The organism is Proteiniclasticum sp. (assembly GCF_032054185.1).
Taxonomy (GTDB): Bacteria; Bacillota; Clostridia; order Clostridiales; family Clostridiaceae; genus Proteiniclasticum.
Map to the genome: position 1 here is coordinate 20,368 of NZ_DAMBTF010000020.1, position 13,569 is coordinate 33,936.

19 protein-coding genes are annotated in these 13,569 nt (G+C 41.9%); 10 read left to right on the forward strand and 9 right to left on the reverse strand.

Annotated elements, in window-relative coordinates:
* Position 1 precedes the first annotated feature (1 nt).
* The 5 genes from RTX25_RS10900 to RTX25_RS10920 all read left to right on the forward strand — a co-directional run bounded on the left by RTX25_RS10900 (position 2) and on the right by RTX25_RS10920 (position 3,011).
* Positions 2-796, forward strand: coding sequence for an ABC transporter permease subunit (locus RTX25_RS10900; RefSeq protein WP_312653583.1), 795 nt, complete (start codon positions 2-4; stop codon positions 794-796).
* 18 nt (positions 797-814) lie between these two features.
* Positions 815-1,612 carry an ABC transporter permease subunit gene (locus tag RTX25_RS10905; protein WP_312653585.1) on the forward strand — a complete coding sequence of 266 codons (798 nt, stop codon included), beginning with the start codon at positions 815-817 and terminating at the stop codon, positions 1,610-1,612.
* 57 nt (positions 1,613-1,669) lie between these two features.
* Positions 1,670-1,837 carry a DUF4177 domain-containing protein gene (locus tag RTX25_RS10910; RefSeq protein ID WP_312653587.1) on the forward strand — a complete coding sequence of 56 codons (168 nt, stop codon included), beginning with the start codon at positions 1,670-1,672 and terminating at the stop codon, positions 1,835-1,837.
* Between the two features lie 104 nt (positions 1,838-1,941).
* Complete coding sequence (locus RTX25_RS10915) at positions 1,942-2,448, forward strand: GNAT family N-acetyltransferase (RefSeq protein ID WP_312653589.1); 507 nt, start codon at positions 1,942-1,944, stop codon at positions 2,446-2,448.
* A gap of 104 nt (positions 2,449-2,552) precedes the next feature.
* Positions 2,553-3,011 carry a hypothetical protein gene (locus RTX25_RS10920; RefSeq protein WP_312653591.1) on the forward strand — a complete coding sequence of 153 codons (459 nt, stop codon included), beginning with the start codon at positions 2,553-2,555 and terminating at the stop codon, positions 3,009-3,011.
* A gap of 93 nt (positions 3,012-3,104) precedes the next feature.
* On the opposite strand, the gene RTX25_RS10925 is transcribed toward RTX25_RS10920, so the two are convergent.
* The 7 genes from RTX25_RS10925 to RTX25_RS10955 form a co-directional block, all read right to left on the reverse strand.
* On the reverse strand, positions 3,105-3,812 hold the full coding sequence (locus tag RTX25_RS10925; RefSeq protein ID WP_312653593.1) for a GntR family transcriptional regulator: 708 nt from the start codon (positions 3,810-3,812) through the stop codon (positions 3,105-3,107).
* 105 nt (positions 3,813-3,917) lie between these two features.
* Positions 3,918-4,232, reverse strand: coding sequence for a PTS lactose/cellobiose transporter subunit IIA (locus tag RTX25_RS10930; protein WP_312653595.1), 315 nt, complete (start codon positions 4,230-4,232; stop codon positions 3,918-3,920).
* Positions 4,232-5,668, reverse strand: a complete 1,437-nt coding sequence (locus tag RTX25_RS10935; protein ID WP_312653597.1) for a glycoside hydrolase family 1 protein — start codon at positions 5,666-5,668, stop codon at positions 4,232-4,234. Before RTX25_RS10935 ends, RTX25_RS10930 begins: the two co-directional genes overlap by 1 nt.
* Complete coding sequence (locus RTX25_RS10940) at positions 5,658-5,879, reverse strand: hypothetical protein (protein WP_312653599.1); 222 nt, start codon at positions 5,877-5,879, stop codon at positions 5,658-5,660. Before RTX25_RS10940 ends, RTX25_RS10935 begins: the two co-directional genes overlap by 11 nt.
* Positions 5,879-6,298 (reverse strand): hypothetical protein, encoded by a 420-nt coding sequence (locus RTX25_RS10945; protein ID WP_312653601.1) that lies wholly within the window; start codon positions 6,296-6,298, stop codon positions 5,879-5,881. The genes RTX25_RS10940 and RTX25_RS10945 overlap by 1 nt, the downstream gene beginning before the upstream one ends.
* A gap of 75 nt (positions 6,299-6,373) precedes the next feature.
* Positions 6,374-7,711 (reverse strand): PTS transporter subunit EIIC, encoded by a 1,338-nt coding sequence (locus RTX25_RS10950; protein ID WP_312653603.1) that lies wholly within the window; start codon positions 7,709-7,711, stop codon positions 6,374-6,376.
* Positions 7,712-7,785: 74 nt separating this feature from the next.
* A complete protein-coding gene (locus RTX25_RS10955) occupies positions 7,786-8,091 on the reverse strand; it encodes a PTS sugar transporter subunit IIB (RefSeq protein WP_312653657.1) in 306 nt (101 codons plus the stop codon).
* Positions 8,092-8,436: 345 nt separating this feature from the next.
* Between RTX25_RS10955 and RTX25_RS10960 the strand changes: the two genes are divergently transcribed.
* From RTX25_RS10960 to RTX25_RS10975, 4 genes are all read left to right on the forward strand, one after another.
* Positions 8,437-9,777, forward strand: coding sequence for a 6-phospho-beta-glucosidase (locus tag RTX25_RS10960; RefSeq protein ID WP_312653605.1), 1,341 nt, complete (start codon positions 8,437-8,439; stop codon positions 9,775-9,777).
* Positions 9,774-10,553: a chitin disaccharide deacetylase gene (gene chbG / locus RTX25_RS10965; RefSeq protein ID WP_312653607.1), complete on the forward strand. Its 780-nt coding sequence runs from the start codon at positions 9,774-9,776 to the stop codon at positions 10,551-10,553. The genes RTX25_RS10960 and chbG overlap by 4 nt, the downstream gene beginning before the upstream one ends.
* 147 nt (positions 10,554-10,700) lie before the next feature.
* Positions 10,701-10,970 carry a hypothetical protein gene (locus RTX25_RS10970; protein ID WP_312653609.1) on the forward strand — a complete coding sequence of 90 codons (270 nt, stop codon included), beginning with the start codon at positions 10,701-10,703 and terminating at the stop codon, positions 10,968-10,970.
* On the forward strand, positions 10,963-11,439 hold the full coding sequence (locus tag RTX25_RS10975; protein ID WP_312653611.1) for a hypothetical protein: 477 nt from the start codon (positions 10,963-10,965) through the stop codon (positions 11,437-11,439). The genes RTX25_RS10970 and RTX25_RS10975 overlap by 8 nt, the downstream gene beginning before the upstream one ends.
* Before the next feature lie 201 nt (positions 11,440-11,640).
* Here RTX25_RS10975 and RTX25_RS10980 read toward each other — a convergent pair whose 3' ends face one another.
* Positions 11,641-11,967, reverse strand: a complete 327-nt coding sequence (locus RTX25_RS10980) for a PTS lactose/cellobiose transporter subunit IIA (RefSeq protein WP_312653613.1) — start codon at positions 11,965-11,967, stop codon at positions 11,641-11,643.
* A 61-nt stretch (positions 11,968-12,028) separates the two neighbouring features.
* Positions 12,029-13,063, reverse strand: coding sequence for an NADH:flavin oxidoreductase/NADH oxidase (locus RTX25_RS10985; RefSeq protein WP_312653615.1), 1,035 nt, complete (start codon positions 13,061-13,063; stop codon positions 12,029-12,031).
* A 293-nt stretch (positions 13,064-13,356) separates the two neighbouring features.
* Between RTX25_RS10985 and RTX25_RS10990 the strand changes: the two genes are divergently transcribed.
* Complete coding sequence (locus RTX25_RS10990; protein ID WP_312653617.1) at positions 13,357-13,569, forward strand: DUF4250 domain-containing protein; 213 nt, start codon at positions 13,357-13,359, stop codon at positions 13,567-13,569.

Below are 13,569 nucleotides of genomic sequence, written 5' to 3' on the forward strand. Positions count from 1 at the left end.
CATGAATGTGTTTTTTCAGGAACTGAGGTTCCATCGGAAAACCGTCCTCATCTGGAATGTTTCTCTCTCGCTCACACTGATTCTCATGCTTTTCGTCTATCCTGCTGTCATGTCGGAGAAAGCATCATATGAGGCAATTCTTGCATCCCTCCCGCCAGGGCTTCTTGAAGCGTTTTCCATCAGTTTCGATACCTTCATGAGCTTCAACGGTTTTCTTGGTTATACCTACACCTATATGCTCATTGCCCTTGGTGTGCTGGCCATGAATCTTGGCCTTTCCGCATTAGGAAAAGAGGTCTCACGAAAAACAGCCGATTTTCTCATGACCCGTCCCATTTCAAGAGAAAAGCTTCTGAGCGAAAAAGTCTTAGCCGGAATCACCCTGATCACTATGACCAACCTCATCCTTGGTCTTTGCATATGGGCGATGACCCTTGTTCTGGGTGTTGAAGACAGCGACATGGGTGTTACGCTCCTTATTATTCTTGGCGGATATATCGTACAGATCATCTTCTATGCCCTGGGAATCCTTGTGGGTATTTCCAGAAAAAGGATCCGCTACATCACTTCATTATCCTTAAGTTTTGTCTTCAGCTTCTATATTTTAGCCATGGTCAGTCAGGTGGTCAAAAAGGAATATCTCTTTTACCTGAGTCCTTTCCGATACTTTGATTTTAACTACATTATTCTGAATCGAGGCTTTGCACTGAAATATATCGCTGTATCTGCAGCCGTAACCGTCATTTCGCTGGGATCATCCTACATCATTCTGAAGAAGAAGGAAATCCATGTATGATGGAGATTGGAGTTTATCATGAACATCTATAAGAGAGAATTACAAAGTGAATCAAAATCCATCTTCTACTGGACCTCCGGTATCGGCCTTATGCTTGTACTCAGCATGATTGCCTTTCCCATGATGACAGATTCCGGCGTGGACATCACAAACTTTATGGATTCCATGCCCAGAACACTCATGATCATTTTCGGAATGAGCGATCTGGATATGGGTACCGCTCTTGGCTATCACGGAACCCTGTTCTTCTATGTTCTTCTTGCCGGTGTCATCTACTCCGCCATGCTTGGCACAAGGATGATTTCAAAAGAGGAGATCATGAAGACCAGCGAATTTCTGCTGACAAGGCCAAGAACTAGAAAAAGCATACTGACATCAAAAGCCCTCGCAGGTATCACGCTCATCGCCTTCTTCAATATCCTGACCTATATCTACTCTCTACTGAGCTTTATGATCATCGAAGAAGAATTCAGCCTGACGGGTCCGCTCTTTAAGGAAACCGTATCGCTCTTTCTCATTATGCTTCTGTTCTTCGCATCTGGGCTGGCATCAGCATCATTCTTTAAAAAGGCGAAGATCTCAGGAGCGGTGACCTTATCTGCAGTATTCGCCACTTTCCTCCTATCCATTTTCTATGATCTGATGGAAAGCCCACAGCTTCTCAGAATCTTCACGCCTTTCCGCTACTTTCCTCTGGTGGATCTTGTGGAGAAGAATGAACTGTCTCTTTTGTACCTTCTGATCAGCATTCTCCTGACCGGAATTCTGGGCAGCATTGCCTATCTTTTATACAGCAGAAGAGATATGGAAATATAGACATCAGTTTCATAAATCAGATGTCTATGAAAGGATGTGAGGAGGATCTATAAATACATGTATATTAAAGTGAAAGCAGGAGGCCTGTTTACAGAGACTGAGCATAGAACGGTCATCGATCAGTACAGTCAGGAAGGCTGGCGCTTCATTGCAGCAATCCCTTTGAAATCTGGCAGTTACGGCCAGATCAAAGAAGTTTATCTTGTTTTTGAAAAAGAGGAGTAGCGGCTCAAACATACTAAAGATTAAAGAGAAGAAAGTGGATTAAAGGAATTATTTCAAATCGTAGTTTATTGCGTAGTACCAATTATTTTTTAAGGTGGTGGAGTATGTTAAAGACAGAGAGGCTTGAACTGGTCGGTTTTGATGTTCAATACGCAAATGATCTTTTTGAATTGTGGAGCGATTTTGAAACAGTAAAATATACATATACACCTTTAATGACCACAATTGATGAATGTATAAACTTAATTGAGCATCAGATCAACCGGACAGACAAGAATTTTATGGACCGGTTTGTTATTATATTAAATCAGAAAGCTATTGGTATGGCTGGCTGCATCTGCATGGATAAAGAAAATATGATTTTTGGACTTTATTATCAGATATCAGGAGCGTACTGGGGTTATGGTTATGCAAGCGAGGCAGCGAATGCAATAATGCACTATGTCTTGAATAAATTCCCAGATGCAATTATTAAGGCTGAAGCGGTAACAGTAAACCCAGCTAGTGTAGCGGTATTAAGGAAGATCGGGTTAAAACAGACACACATAGAAGAAAAAGGGTTTAAGCGAAACAGTTTCGAGCTTGATCTGATACATTTTTCAAACACTTGATTTTCCCGAATGAGTATAACCCGCTAGAAAGTGAGTTTTCGTGAGGGTTTGAGACCTACAATACACTCTCACTGTAGATAACATCATCAAAACCAGGAGGTTTCATGAGTAAGAAAATCGGATACATCTTTATTCTGATCATCATAACCGTTATCGGATATTCCTTTCTCTCACAGACAGCAATCAGAACTGAGGTAAGCGAAAATATACCCGTCAGGATTTATGAAGGTGATGAATATCTCTATGACTCAGCAGTGATCATTAAGGGTACAATCTCAAGGTATCTGCTGTCATCCAGGCAGCGTTTCAGCGGAATGTTCAAGATGGAAAACTTTTCGGAACATACACCAGTGAGCTTCCTCAAATGGTCGGATGATCATGATGTTCTTATGCAGTCCATCACATCACCTGGTACGTCTAGGTTTGACCCTTGGATACTCATAGACAGAGATATGCACTCATTTGTATTTTCCTATGATGATGGCAAAACCGCAGCCACTTCAGATGAGCTCCTGAAAACATACAAAGAAATTTCAAAGAACTATCATTCAGAGGACAACTGACTTTACAGACAAACAGTCTACGATTAAAGCAGCCCGGATGATTGCGACTATTCGCGATCATCCGGGCTGCTTGTTCTATCAGATATTCGTTTTTTAAAGATAATTCGAGAGTTTCAGGAATTTCGTTTCCTTATAGTTATGGATGTCTATGGAGTAGTCAAAGATGACTCCATTTTTCAGAAACGCACGGTTTGTTGAAATGAGTGAAGGTTCACCAGGTGTAAGCCCCAGCTCTCTTGCATCATGCTCATTAAGTATCCCTGCCGTGATCACTCGGTCAACGAATCCGATCTGTTTTTTCAGCTCTTCTCGGATATATTTATAAATCGAACCTTGAACAATCTCTTCACTCAGATAAGGAATATAATCCTTATTGTAATAGGAATATTCTACAACATACGGTTTCCCACCGATGCTTCTCAGTCTTTCAATGAAATATACCGGTGTGCCCGTTTCGCACTGCATTGTGGCAGCGAGTTTCTCATCGGCTTCAATCAGCTTAAAGCTGTTCACTTTCGTTGTTACCTTCTCTACGCCGAACCCTTCGGTAAGTCCATTAAAATCTTCAAGGTTGATTGCTCCGTTGGTGGACACACTACGAAGAAAGACTCCGCTTCCTTGAATGGGAATGACGAGACCTTTGCGGGTAAGCAGATCAATGGCTTTTCTGATGGTATTTCTGGAAACCTGATATATTTCAATAAGCTCTTCTTCTGTAGGTAGCTTTTTATTGCCCGTATAACTGCCTTCCTGAATGTTTTTCGCGATATCATCGCATATGACTTTATATTTTACCTCCAACAAGTATCCCCCCTTTATATTCCTCATTCTCAGACGATTCCCCTCTTAAATTATAACTGATTGGAGAGAGGTTACAAGTATCTGTCTTTAAAACTCTTCTTCTCTTTACAGGTTATTCATACGGCTGTAGATCTCAACAAATTCCATCGCCATGATTTTGAACGTTTCTGCCGACATCATCTGATCTTCAGCATGAATAAGGAGAAGATCAACCTTCACCTTGTCTCCGCTTGCCTCCTGTGTCAGAAGGTTTCCGTGGGCATGATGCCCTTCCGCAAGCATTTTTTCTCCTTCTTCCATGAGTCTTCTGCTCTCTTCAAATTCACCGGCTTTGGCGGCGTAGATCGCCTCCATAAAATATGATCTTGCTGAACCATTTGCAGCAATCATTTCAAAACAGATCAGTTCAAGTCCTTCCATTATAAATTCTCCTCATTCATGCAGTTTTGTCCTCGAGTTCTGATGACTTCCTTGTAGAATTCAAAAGAATCCTTCTTTATTCTTGGCAGGTCATTCTTTTCAAAATCGATGAAAACAAAACCATACCTCTTCTGATAACCGTTGAGCCAGCTGAGAAGATCTGTAAATGACCATGTGCAGTATCCCCACAGATCAACGCCTTCCTCGATGGCATCATGGCAGGCTCTGATATGAGATCTGATGTATTCTATCCTGTAGTCATCATGGATTTTCTCATCTTCAATCTCATCAAAAGCACCGATTCCGTTCTCCGATATGAGTATCGGTTTATGGTATCTTTCAGTGATTTCCACAAGTGCATGTCTCAATCCGTCAGGATCGATCGCCCAGTCCCAGTCTGTGTATTCAAGGTTCGGGTTATAGACCTGCCTGTAAAGACCCGGCACGCCGGATTCCTTGAAGTTGCCTTTCTCTCCGGTGACATTGAATTCACCAAGGCTAACGCCATCTACCGGATTATTTGCAAGGGTTGCGCTCTGATAATAGTTTATGCCGATGAAATCTGCCAGACTTGCAGCTTCTTTAAGCAGAACCATATCTTCTTCAGTCACTTCCGGCGCAATGCCTCTTCTCGTGAATTCCTTAAATCCCCATTTCGGATACTCGCCCTTATAGTAGATGTCCATAATCCACCAGTTGACGGTTTCATAATATCTTCTTAGTGCTTCCTTATCCTCTTCGCTATCTGAAGCAGAATATCCTGGTGTGTAAGCGATGGATGATCCGATAAATCCGCTGTATCCGCCTTCCTTGAAGATTTTCACAACCTTCGCATGAGCAAGGGCAGTATGATGATAGGTCTTAAGATATGTCGCCATATCTTTTTTTCCCGGCGGATGAAGCTCCATCAGATACCCAAGCTGAGTAAAGATGTTGGGTTCATTGTTGATGATCCAGTATTTCACTTTTCCTGAAAATGCTTCGAACAGCACTTTGGCATAAGCTGCAAAATCATCTATGATCTGTCTTGATTCCCAGCCTTCATATTCATCCTGCAGTTTCTGGGGCAAGTCCCAGTGATATATTGTGAGAACTGGTTCAATATCATTTCTGATCAGCTCATCAATGAGCTCCTCATAGAAATCCAGTCCTTTCTTTTCGATTCCACCTTTTCCGTCTGGAAGAATTCTTGTCCATGAAACCGAAAATCTGTAGGCTTTAAGCCCCATCTCTTTCATGAGCATGACATCTTCTTTAAACCTGTGATAGTGGTCAGCTGCCACCTCACCATTGGTTCCGCGGAAAGTCTTTCCATCAATCTTTACCCAGTTATCCCATATGGAAATTCCTTTACCGTCTTCCTGGTATGCACCCTCCACCTGATATGCCGCGGATGCACTACCGAAAAGGAAATTCTCCTTAAATCTATCTGACATATTCCACCATGAAAAACAGGGCTGGTCCCAGCTCTGATTTTTTGATGACGGCTTTAGCGACAGAAGCGGCTCTTTCTGACTCTTCACTAGCCTCAAAATACATTTTCATACTTTCCTGTTTTACAAATCGATACTCTATCCCATCATAAGTCTTCTGATCCAGAAGCTCTCTGATGTATTCTCTTTTTAATGGCATATTTATGATTATCATTAGTTTTCACCTTCTAACATGTGTTTTAGATTAACCAGCTGTTTATCCAGTTTTTTCATGGATCCCGACCTTAATATCGGCAGACTCATAAACATATAATTATAATTTCTGAGAGTTGATGAGCTGTAGGCTTCTTCTTTAAGCTGAACGACCGTAAAATCCGGTCCGTCCTCACGGAAGGAATAGGTTGTTATGACTTTATCTCTTCCCCAGTAAGAATCGAATGAAAGCACTTTGTTTTTATCGTTTTGGGAAACGACCTGTCTGATTTTGACTTCACCTTTTACGGTTGACATTTTATGGATAAATTCTGCGCCAAGCAGAGGTCCTTTTGCTTTAAATGTCTGTTTCAGTGTTTTTTCCACCGCGTCATAAACTTCATCTATATTTTTATGGATCAGAATCTCTTTATTCACCACTGAAATCACCCCCTCTTCTTAAGAAAAAGTCCCAGTTTTTATCCCGGGACTATTTAACTTCAATATAATTAATGTTTAAGCTGCGTCTTCTTCCTTAACTCTCTGTTCTTCATATCTGTTCGCAATCATTACAAATGGCATATAGATCAGGAATGCGAGAACAAGATTCACAACAGAAACAACGACTGCACCAAAGGATCCGTTTGTAGCAAGGAAGGCATTAAGAATCGGTGGTGTGGTCCAAGGAACACTGTTGACGATAGGACCGGCAAATCCGATTTTAGTTGCATAGAATGCGACAAGTGTAAGTACAGGCTGTACCAGGATAAATGGTATGAAGTAAACAGGATTCAGAACGATTGGCATACCAAACAGTACAGGTTCGTTGATCATGAATATTCCAGGTGGCAGACCAAGCTTTGCCACTTCTTTCTGCTGCTTGACCTTTGAGAATACAAGGATTGCAACGATGAGTGGAAGTGTTGCTCCTGAGCCGCCCATGAATACATAAGCATCCCATGAACCTCTAACCCATACAGCAAGTTCATCCGCTCCAGTTCCCAGAGCTCTGATACCGTTGGAGAACTTGGAGATGTTTTCGATTCCCATTGTTCCATAAACTGGGCTCATGATGGCTTCCAGCATATTTGCTCCATGAAGTCCGAAGAACCAGAGGAGTGGAATCAGTGTGGAAATCACAAGGATGGAGAAAATGTTCTGTCCAAGGACAGATAGTCCTGCAGCGATGTTGGTTTCAAACCAGTTGAAAATGTTCATTCCTGCACCGACATTGAAGAAGTATGCGATTATTGCCCAGAAAAATACTGCGATAAATCCAGGAATAACAGCTGAGAATCCTTTTGCAACGGCTGGAGGAACAGTGTCAGGCATTTTGATGACCCAGTCTTTCCTTACGATGGCAAAATAGATTTCCGGTGTAACGAGTCCTACAAGAAGTGCGATGAAGATACCTTGTGCACCAAGGAAGTTAGTGACCCATGAAGCAACAGCTTCGTTGTTTCTTGTCAGTGCGCCAAGAAGTATAAATGATGCTACTGAAATAAGACCTGTTGAAAGAGCATCCTTATCTTCATTGACCGCTCTGTTGTAACCCATTGAGAATGCAAGGCCTAGTGCGATGATACCAAAGGTTCCACCTTCCATAAGGGAGAACAGTGGAGCAAGATTTGTGTTTGTCCAAACAATGAATGCGCTTTCCTCACCGATATACTTGGCGAGTAATGACCATGGAACAAAAAATACGTTATTTAACAGGACTGCGAAAGCACCAACCAGGATCAGCGGCATTAAACTTGCAAAGGAATCTCTGATGGCAACCAGATGTTTCTGTCCACCGATTTTTGCAGCTACTGGTACGAACTTTTCTTCGAGAAAGCTAATAAAACGATTCATTTTGACCTCCTTCTAAACTATAAATATATATCTTCCCTAATCCATTGACGTCTCATGAATCAGGATCAAGACCATTACTGTTTCTGTTCGAGCAGTGTGAGTGCATGATTGAGGACCTTGTCACCCTCCATCCTTCCATAGGACAGCATATCAATGACATCCACCGGAACTGTCGCCAGTTTAAGGAATTCGTTTTTCATGAACCTGACCTGTGGCCCCAGAAGTACAAGATCTACATCTTTTAGAATCTTCTTTCCTTCTCCAGCACTAAGTGCGAAGATTTCCACATCGATTCCCTTTTCATCAGCAGCTTTTTTCATTTTTGTCACCAGAAGACTGGTGGACATTCCTGCAGAACATACTAATAATATTTTCATGATTCCCTCCTAAATTATTAAACGATTACAGAATTGCTGTAAAAATAAATACCAATAAATTCATTGGTACAACTTCTTGATTTGATTATAACCAACTAAAATCAAATTGTAAATAACTTCCGGCAAAAATATTAACAATTATCAGATGCTGAATAATACAACGCTTGAAGCTCAATATATACCCAATAATCATTTATTTAAGTTCATTTATTAAAAATTTATCAATAAATCTGGTATGAGGGATAAAGCGACTGGAACGCAAATTAATTGTTCGTACCACTACAATTTGTACCAATAATTTAGTATAATGAAAACAATAACAAATCTGGAACAAATGGAGGACGAAAAATGAAAACCTATAAAATTGTCACCATAGGTGGGGGTTCAAGTTATACCCCCGAACTGATAGAAGGCTTCATCAAAAGATATGATGAACTGCCTGTTCGTGAACTCTGGCTTGTGGATGTGGAAGAAGGAAAAGAAAAACTGGAAACCATAACAGCTCTTGCAGAAAGAATGGTATCAAAAGCGGGTATCCCCATGAAAATCCATTCGACTCTTAATAGAAGAGAAGCGCTGAAAGATGCTGATTTTGTCACCACTCAGCTGAGAGTCGGAGGACTTGCCGCAAGAGCTCTTGATGAATCCATCCCCCTCAGCCACGGCCTCATCGGTCAGGAGACCAACGGTGCCGGTGGCATGTTTAAAGCACTGCGTACCATACCGGTCATCTTCGGCATCATAGAAGACTGTAAGGAACTCTGCCCGAACGCCTGGATCGTCAATTTCACAAATCCTGCAGGGCTTGTCACTGAAGCGGTCCTTAATCACAGCGGATGGGAGAAATTCATCGGTGTCTGCAACCTGCCTTACGGTATGGAGATGGGCGTGTCAAAAATCCTTGAAGTGGAGAAAGACAGAGTCCGAATACAGATGGCAGGACTCAACCACATGGTTTTCGGACTGGATGTATACCTTGATGGCGAGTCTGTAAAAGATGAAGTGCTTGAGAAAATGGTCACCCGTTCAGGTGAGATCGGCATGAAGAACATCATGGACCTTCCCTGGTCCCCTGAGTTCCTGAAAGGGCTCGGTGCAATTCCCTGTGCATATCATAGATACTACTTCCAGAAAGAGGAAATGCTCTCTCATATGCTCGAAGAGTTTTCACATGGAAGATCAAGAGCTACAGAAGTCATGGATGTGGAGCATTCGCTCTTCGAGAAATACAGGGACCTTTCTCTGGATGAAAAGCCTCAGGAACTCGAGCAGCGTGGAGGAGCGTATTACAGTGATACAGCCTGTAATCTGATTTCATCCATCGCGAACAATAAAGGCGATATCCAGGTCGTCAACACCAGAAACAGAGGCGCAATATCCTCACTTCCCCATGACTGTGCGGTGGAAGTCTCTTCAGTCATTACAAAAAACGGTCCGGTACCCCTTTCCACCGGTTACCTGCCTGTTGCTGCAGAAGGAATCGTACAGCAGCTGAAGTCCTTTGAAAGACTGACCTGCATAGCGGCACTCAGCGGAAAATACGAGGATGCTTATGTAGCCATGGTCTCCAATCCCCTGGTACAGAGCGAGAAAGTCGGAAGACTTGTCCTTGATGAGCTGCTTCTTGCCCATGAGGCATATCTTCCACAATTTGAAGATGTGATTAAAGGTCTGAGGGAAAGATCATGAAGCTCATCGTCAATGGAGATGATTTCGGATACTCACCGGGACAGAATCTGGGGATCATTAAAGCACACGAGATAGGAATCCTCACTTCAACCACCGCTATGGCAAACGGAGAGTATCTGGAGGAAGCCCTGGCACTTGCTGCTCCCTATGAAAATCTGGGCATCGGCGTGCATCTCATCATGGACTGTGGAACCCCTATACTTCCTCCTGATGAAATCCCGTCACTTGTCGATTCAGAAGGGAACTTCAGGAAATACAGGGAGGATCAGCCCGTCAGGATCGATCAGAATGAACTCTTCAGAGAATGGTCGGCTCAGATCGACAAGCTCATAGGTCATGGTGTTTCTCCTACCCATATTGATGGACATCATCATATGCATCTGCATCCCGACCTTCTGGAGACTACACTGATGATTGCAGAGAAATATCAGCTGCCCATGAGATATCTGCCCTTCTATCATACAGATAAGGAAAAGAAGCTTATTGATGAATCTCCAGTAAAGATGTTTACCGGTCTGACAGACTTCTATAAAGACTCTGTCACTTTCGAGTATTTTACAGATTTCAGAAAAGACCACAATTATCCTGAAGACTCTGTTCTGGAAATCATGTGTCATCCAGCTTACCTTGATGACATCATCTATCAGAGAAGCAGCTACAATATCCATAGGGTAAAGGAACTGGTGATTCTCACTTCACCTTCAATAAAAGCCTCACTGGAATCTCAGAAAATTACATTAGGTAATGTTCGGGACTTCATGAGCAATTCAATATAAATTTAAAGAGATGCACTGGCTGATGACCAGGAGCATCTCATTAAATTTATCTTAATCTCTTTGGCTGAGCTGGTATACTGTCTGAAAATTCCGTATAATTGATATATATATCAGGAGAAAAACCGGTTATGAAAAGGAGACTGTTATATGGAAGTTTTAGTGGAACTGTTTCTGACTTTTATGATTGATGGTACTGCAATATTCTCGAACTCCAGGAAAACACCGAAATCCCTGAGAATCCTCTCACTCTCTTTCATCATCGCCCTGATGTTCATGCTCCTTTACCTTTCCTATTATTCCAGAAACAGCAGAATAGGGATGTGGGCATTCCTGATCTTAGGATCTACCATTGCTCTGTTTCTCACTAACCTCCTGTCGGAATACAGAAGGATGAAAGCCGAGGGAAGAAATGAATAAGAAAATATTCCGTATAGCCGCAGCATCCATTATAGCCATCACTCTGATGAGCCTTTATATTCGATGGAATAAGGAAACTTTTTTTGAAAAAACTCATTTTGCGGACTGGCAGATTGATTACCCTGAAGCTGATGAGTCTCTTAAATTCATATCTGAGCGCGCTTTCGGAAATGATTATGCGGATTACATCATCTTCTCTTCCGATGAAAAACTGATAAACAAAGTTGAACACTATATTGACGAACAGAAGAATCTCATTGTATCCGAAGGAGATCAAGGTGACCAGAATTATTCACCACCTTATCCTGTAGAGTTTTTCACTACCTTTTCAGATGGCTCTGGTTTAGAAAAGAATATCGATTCCTACGAAGGCTATAAATACTGGATACTCGAAAGGGAAAGCGGTTTCGAGAAATTGGGTATTCTTGTGAGTGAAAAGGAAGTCATCTTTCTTTTCGTTGCCCTTTAAAAATATCATCTTAAACTCACAAAAAGGGTATCCTCCACCGACACTGTTTATGAAACGAGGCATATGGAACTTCTTGGCATGTCTGGATGTCAATTGAATATTGAAATGAAACACAAAAGGGATTCAAATTGATAAGTTTGAATCCCTTTCTGCTTTTCACTTAAATACCGTTTTTCTATCCTCACAATGAGTCAGGTATCGCTACCTGTATTCTTCACTCTGATTCAGTCTTCCATAAATCTCGATGAGTTCCTTGGCCATCAGCTTGAACATCTCAGCAGCCATGAGCTGATCTTCTGCATGCACGAGAAGAAGATCCATCGGAATTTTCTCCCCACGTGCATATTCTGTAACCAGTTCTGCATGAATCATATGACCTTCGATGAGCATGGCTTCTCCATCTTCCATAAGACGAATAGCTTCTGGAGTGTTTCCGATTTTGGCTGCCTGTACGGCCTCCATAAAAAGAGACCTGGCCGCTCCATTTTTTGCAATCATTTCAAAAGAGATCTGATCTGAACTGTTCAAATTATCATCTCCTAAAGTCTGATTCAGATTAAACTGCTTCCTATGCTCTAATGAAGAAGCTCTATTTTCGTCTTCTTTCCATCCAGCCTGAATCGAATCCTCTCTTATAGGCAAAAAGCGGTGAAATCAGTCCATGACCCTGCTTTATGATTACAAATGGATCCCGCAGAAGGACTCTGCCCAGTGCAACTAGATCCGCCCGTTCATTCTGGAGAATCTCCTCCACCTGGCTGATTTCTGTAATGAGCCCTACTGTGATGGTCGGAATCTGGCATCTGTTTCTGATGGTTTCAGAGAATTTAACCTGATAACCGGGATACAGCCCGATCTCCTGACGTACATCGAGGCCACCTGAACTGACATGGATCATGTCAAAATCTTCTCTTACAAGATTGATGATTTCCACCATTTCCTCGATATCGATGCCTCCTTCGACATAGTCGGATGCGGACACCCTAAGGATCAGTGGAAAGTCTTTCGGAAGTACGGATTTGACTTCTTCTGTCACTTCCCTTAGAAACCTCACTCTGTTTTCTCTTGAACCTCCATATTCATCCGTTCTCTTATTGGAAAGAGGACTTAGGAACTGGTGAATAAGATACCCGTGGGCACCATGAAGCTCAATAAGTTCATAGCCTGCTTCAAGACTTCTCACTGCAGCATCCTTGAACGCTCTTTTTATTCCTTCAATATCTTCTCTTGTCATTTCCTTCGGCACAGCATAGGATTCGCTGAACCTTTCTTCTGTTGGTGCCAGTGGTGTCAATGATTCTATTCCGCACTTTCTTCCGGCGTGACCCAGCTGGATACCGATACTTGAACCATATTTTTTTGAAAGCTCGACGATCTTTCTATGACCTTCAATCTGATCATCTCTCCAGATTCCGAGATCTCTTTCAAGTATTCTCCCCTCTGGCGTGACTCCGGTGGCTTCCACGATGATCAGCCCGATTTCACCAAGTGCGGCATTTCCGTAGTGTATAAAATGAAAGTCTGTAGGATGACCGTCTTCAGCCATATTCATGCACATAGGGGGCATAACCACCCTATTTTTAAGGACCAGATTCCCGATTTTGTATTCACTAAATGTCTTCATATCCTGGCTGTAAAAACAGCTTCCTTCAACTCCTCTTCCTCATCTAATCAAAAATATGCTACTTTCAATTTTACCTTTAAACATGCATAAAGTCCACAAGCCGGCATTCCCATAACCAGTCTGTGGACTCTGATATTATCCTCGATTTATTGTTGATATCTTAATTAAATAGTCAATTAATTAACAAAGGTATAATAATATTAAAAATGTTGTTAACATCTTACAATTCTGCTATGATATCCTTTACAATATAAATAACATATGAGTTTTTGATTTTATAAGGAGGAAAACAAATGTCAATCGAAACAAATTTCAATCAGGATCTGATCATGGAAATGGATCCATTCATTCTGCTCAGTACAATCAACACAAAATTGAGAAATGATTTTTCCTCTCTCCCAGCACTTTGTGAGAGATACGATCTCAACCAGTCAGAACTCATGGCAAAACTGGGTGAATTCGGTTATGAGTATATCGGAGAAATCAACCAGTTCAGAATGCCGTAA

Coding starts and splice junctions, on each gene's coding strand:
- RTX25_RS10900 (WP_312653583.1), top strand. CDS start 2: ATGAATGTGTTTTTTCAGGAACTGAGGTTCCATCGGAAAACCGTCCTC.
- RTX25_RS10905 (WP_312653585.1), top strand. CDS start 815: ATGAACATCTATAAGAGAGAATTACAAAGTGAATCAAAATCCATCTTC.
- RTX25_RS10910 (WP_312653587.1), top strand. CDS start 1,670: ATGTATATTAAAGTGAAAGCAGGAGGCCTGTTTACAGAGACTGAGCAT.
- RTX25_RS10915 (WP_312653589.1), top strand. CDS start 1,942: ATGTTAAAGACAGAGAGGCTTGAACTGGTCGGTTTTGATGTTCAATAC.
- RTX25_RS10920 (WP_312653591.1), top strand. CDS start 2,553: ATGAGTAAGAAAATCGGATACATCTTTATTCTGATCATCATAACCGTT.
- RTX25_RS10930 (WP_312653595.1), bottom strand. CDS start 4,232: ATGGAAGGACTTGAACTGATCTGTTTTGAAATGATTGCTGCAAATGGT.
- RTX25_RS10935 (WP_312653597.1), bottom strand. CDS start 5,668: ATGTCAGATAGATTTAAGGAGAATTTCCTTTTCGGTAGTGCATCCGCG.
- RTX25_RS10940 (WP_312653599.1), bottom strand. CDS start 5,879: ATGATAATCATAAATATGCCATTAAAAAGAGAATACATCAGAGAGCTT.
- RTX25_RS10950 (WP_312653603.1), bottom strand. CDS start 7,711: ATGAATCGTTTTATTAGCTTTCTCGAAGAAAAGTTCGTACCAGTAGCT.
- RTX25_RS10960 (WP_312653605.1), top strand. CDS start 8,437: ATGAAAACCTATAAAATTGTCACCATAGGTGGGGGTTCAAGTTATACC.
- chbG (WP_312653607.1), top strand. CDS start 9,774: ATGAAGCTCATCGTCAATGGAGATGATTTCGGATACTCACCGGGACAG.
- RTX25_RS10970 (WP_312653609.1), top strand. CDS start 10,701: ATGGAAGTTTTAGTGGAACTGTTTCTGACTTTTATGATTGATGGTACT.
- RTX25_RS10975 (WP_312653611.1), top strand. CDS start 10,963: ATGAATAAGAAAATATTCCGTATAGCCGCAGCATCCATTATAGCCATC.
- RTX25_RS10985 (WP_312653615.1), bottom strand. CDS start 13,063: ATGAAGACATTTAGTGAATACAAAATCGGGAATCTGGTCCTTAAAAAT.
- RTX25_RS10990 (WP_312653617.1), top strand. CDS start 13,357: ATGTCAATCGAAACAAATTTCAATCAGGATCTGATCATGGAAATGGAT.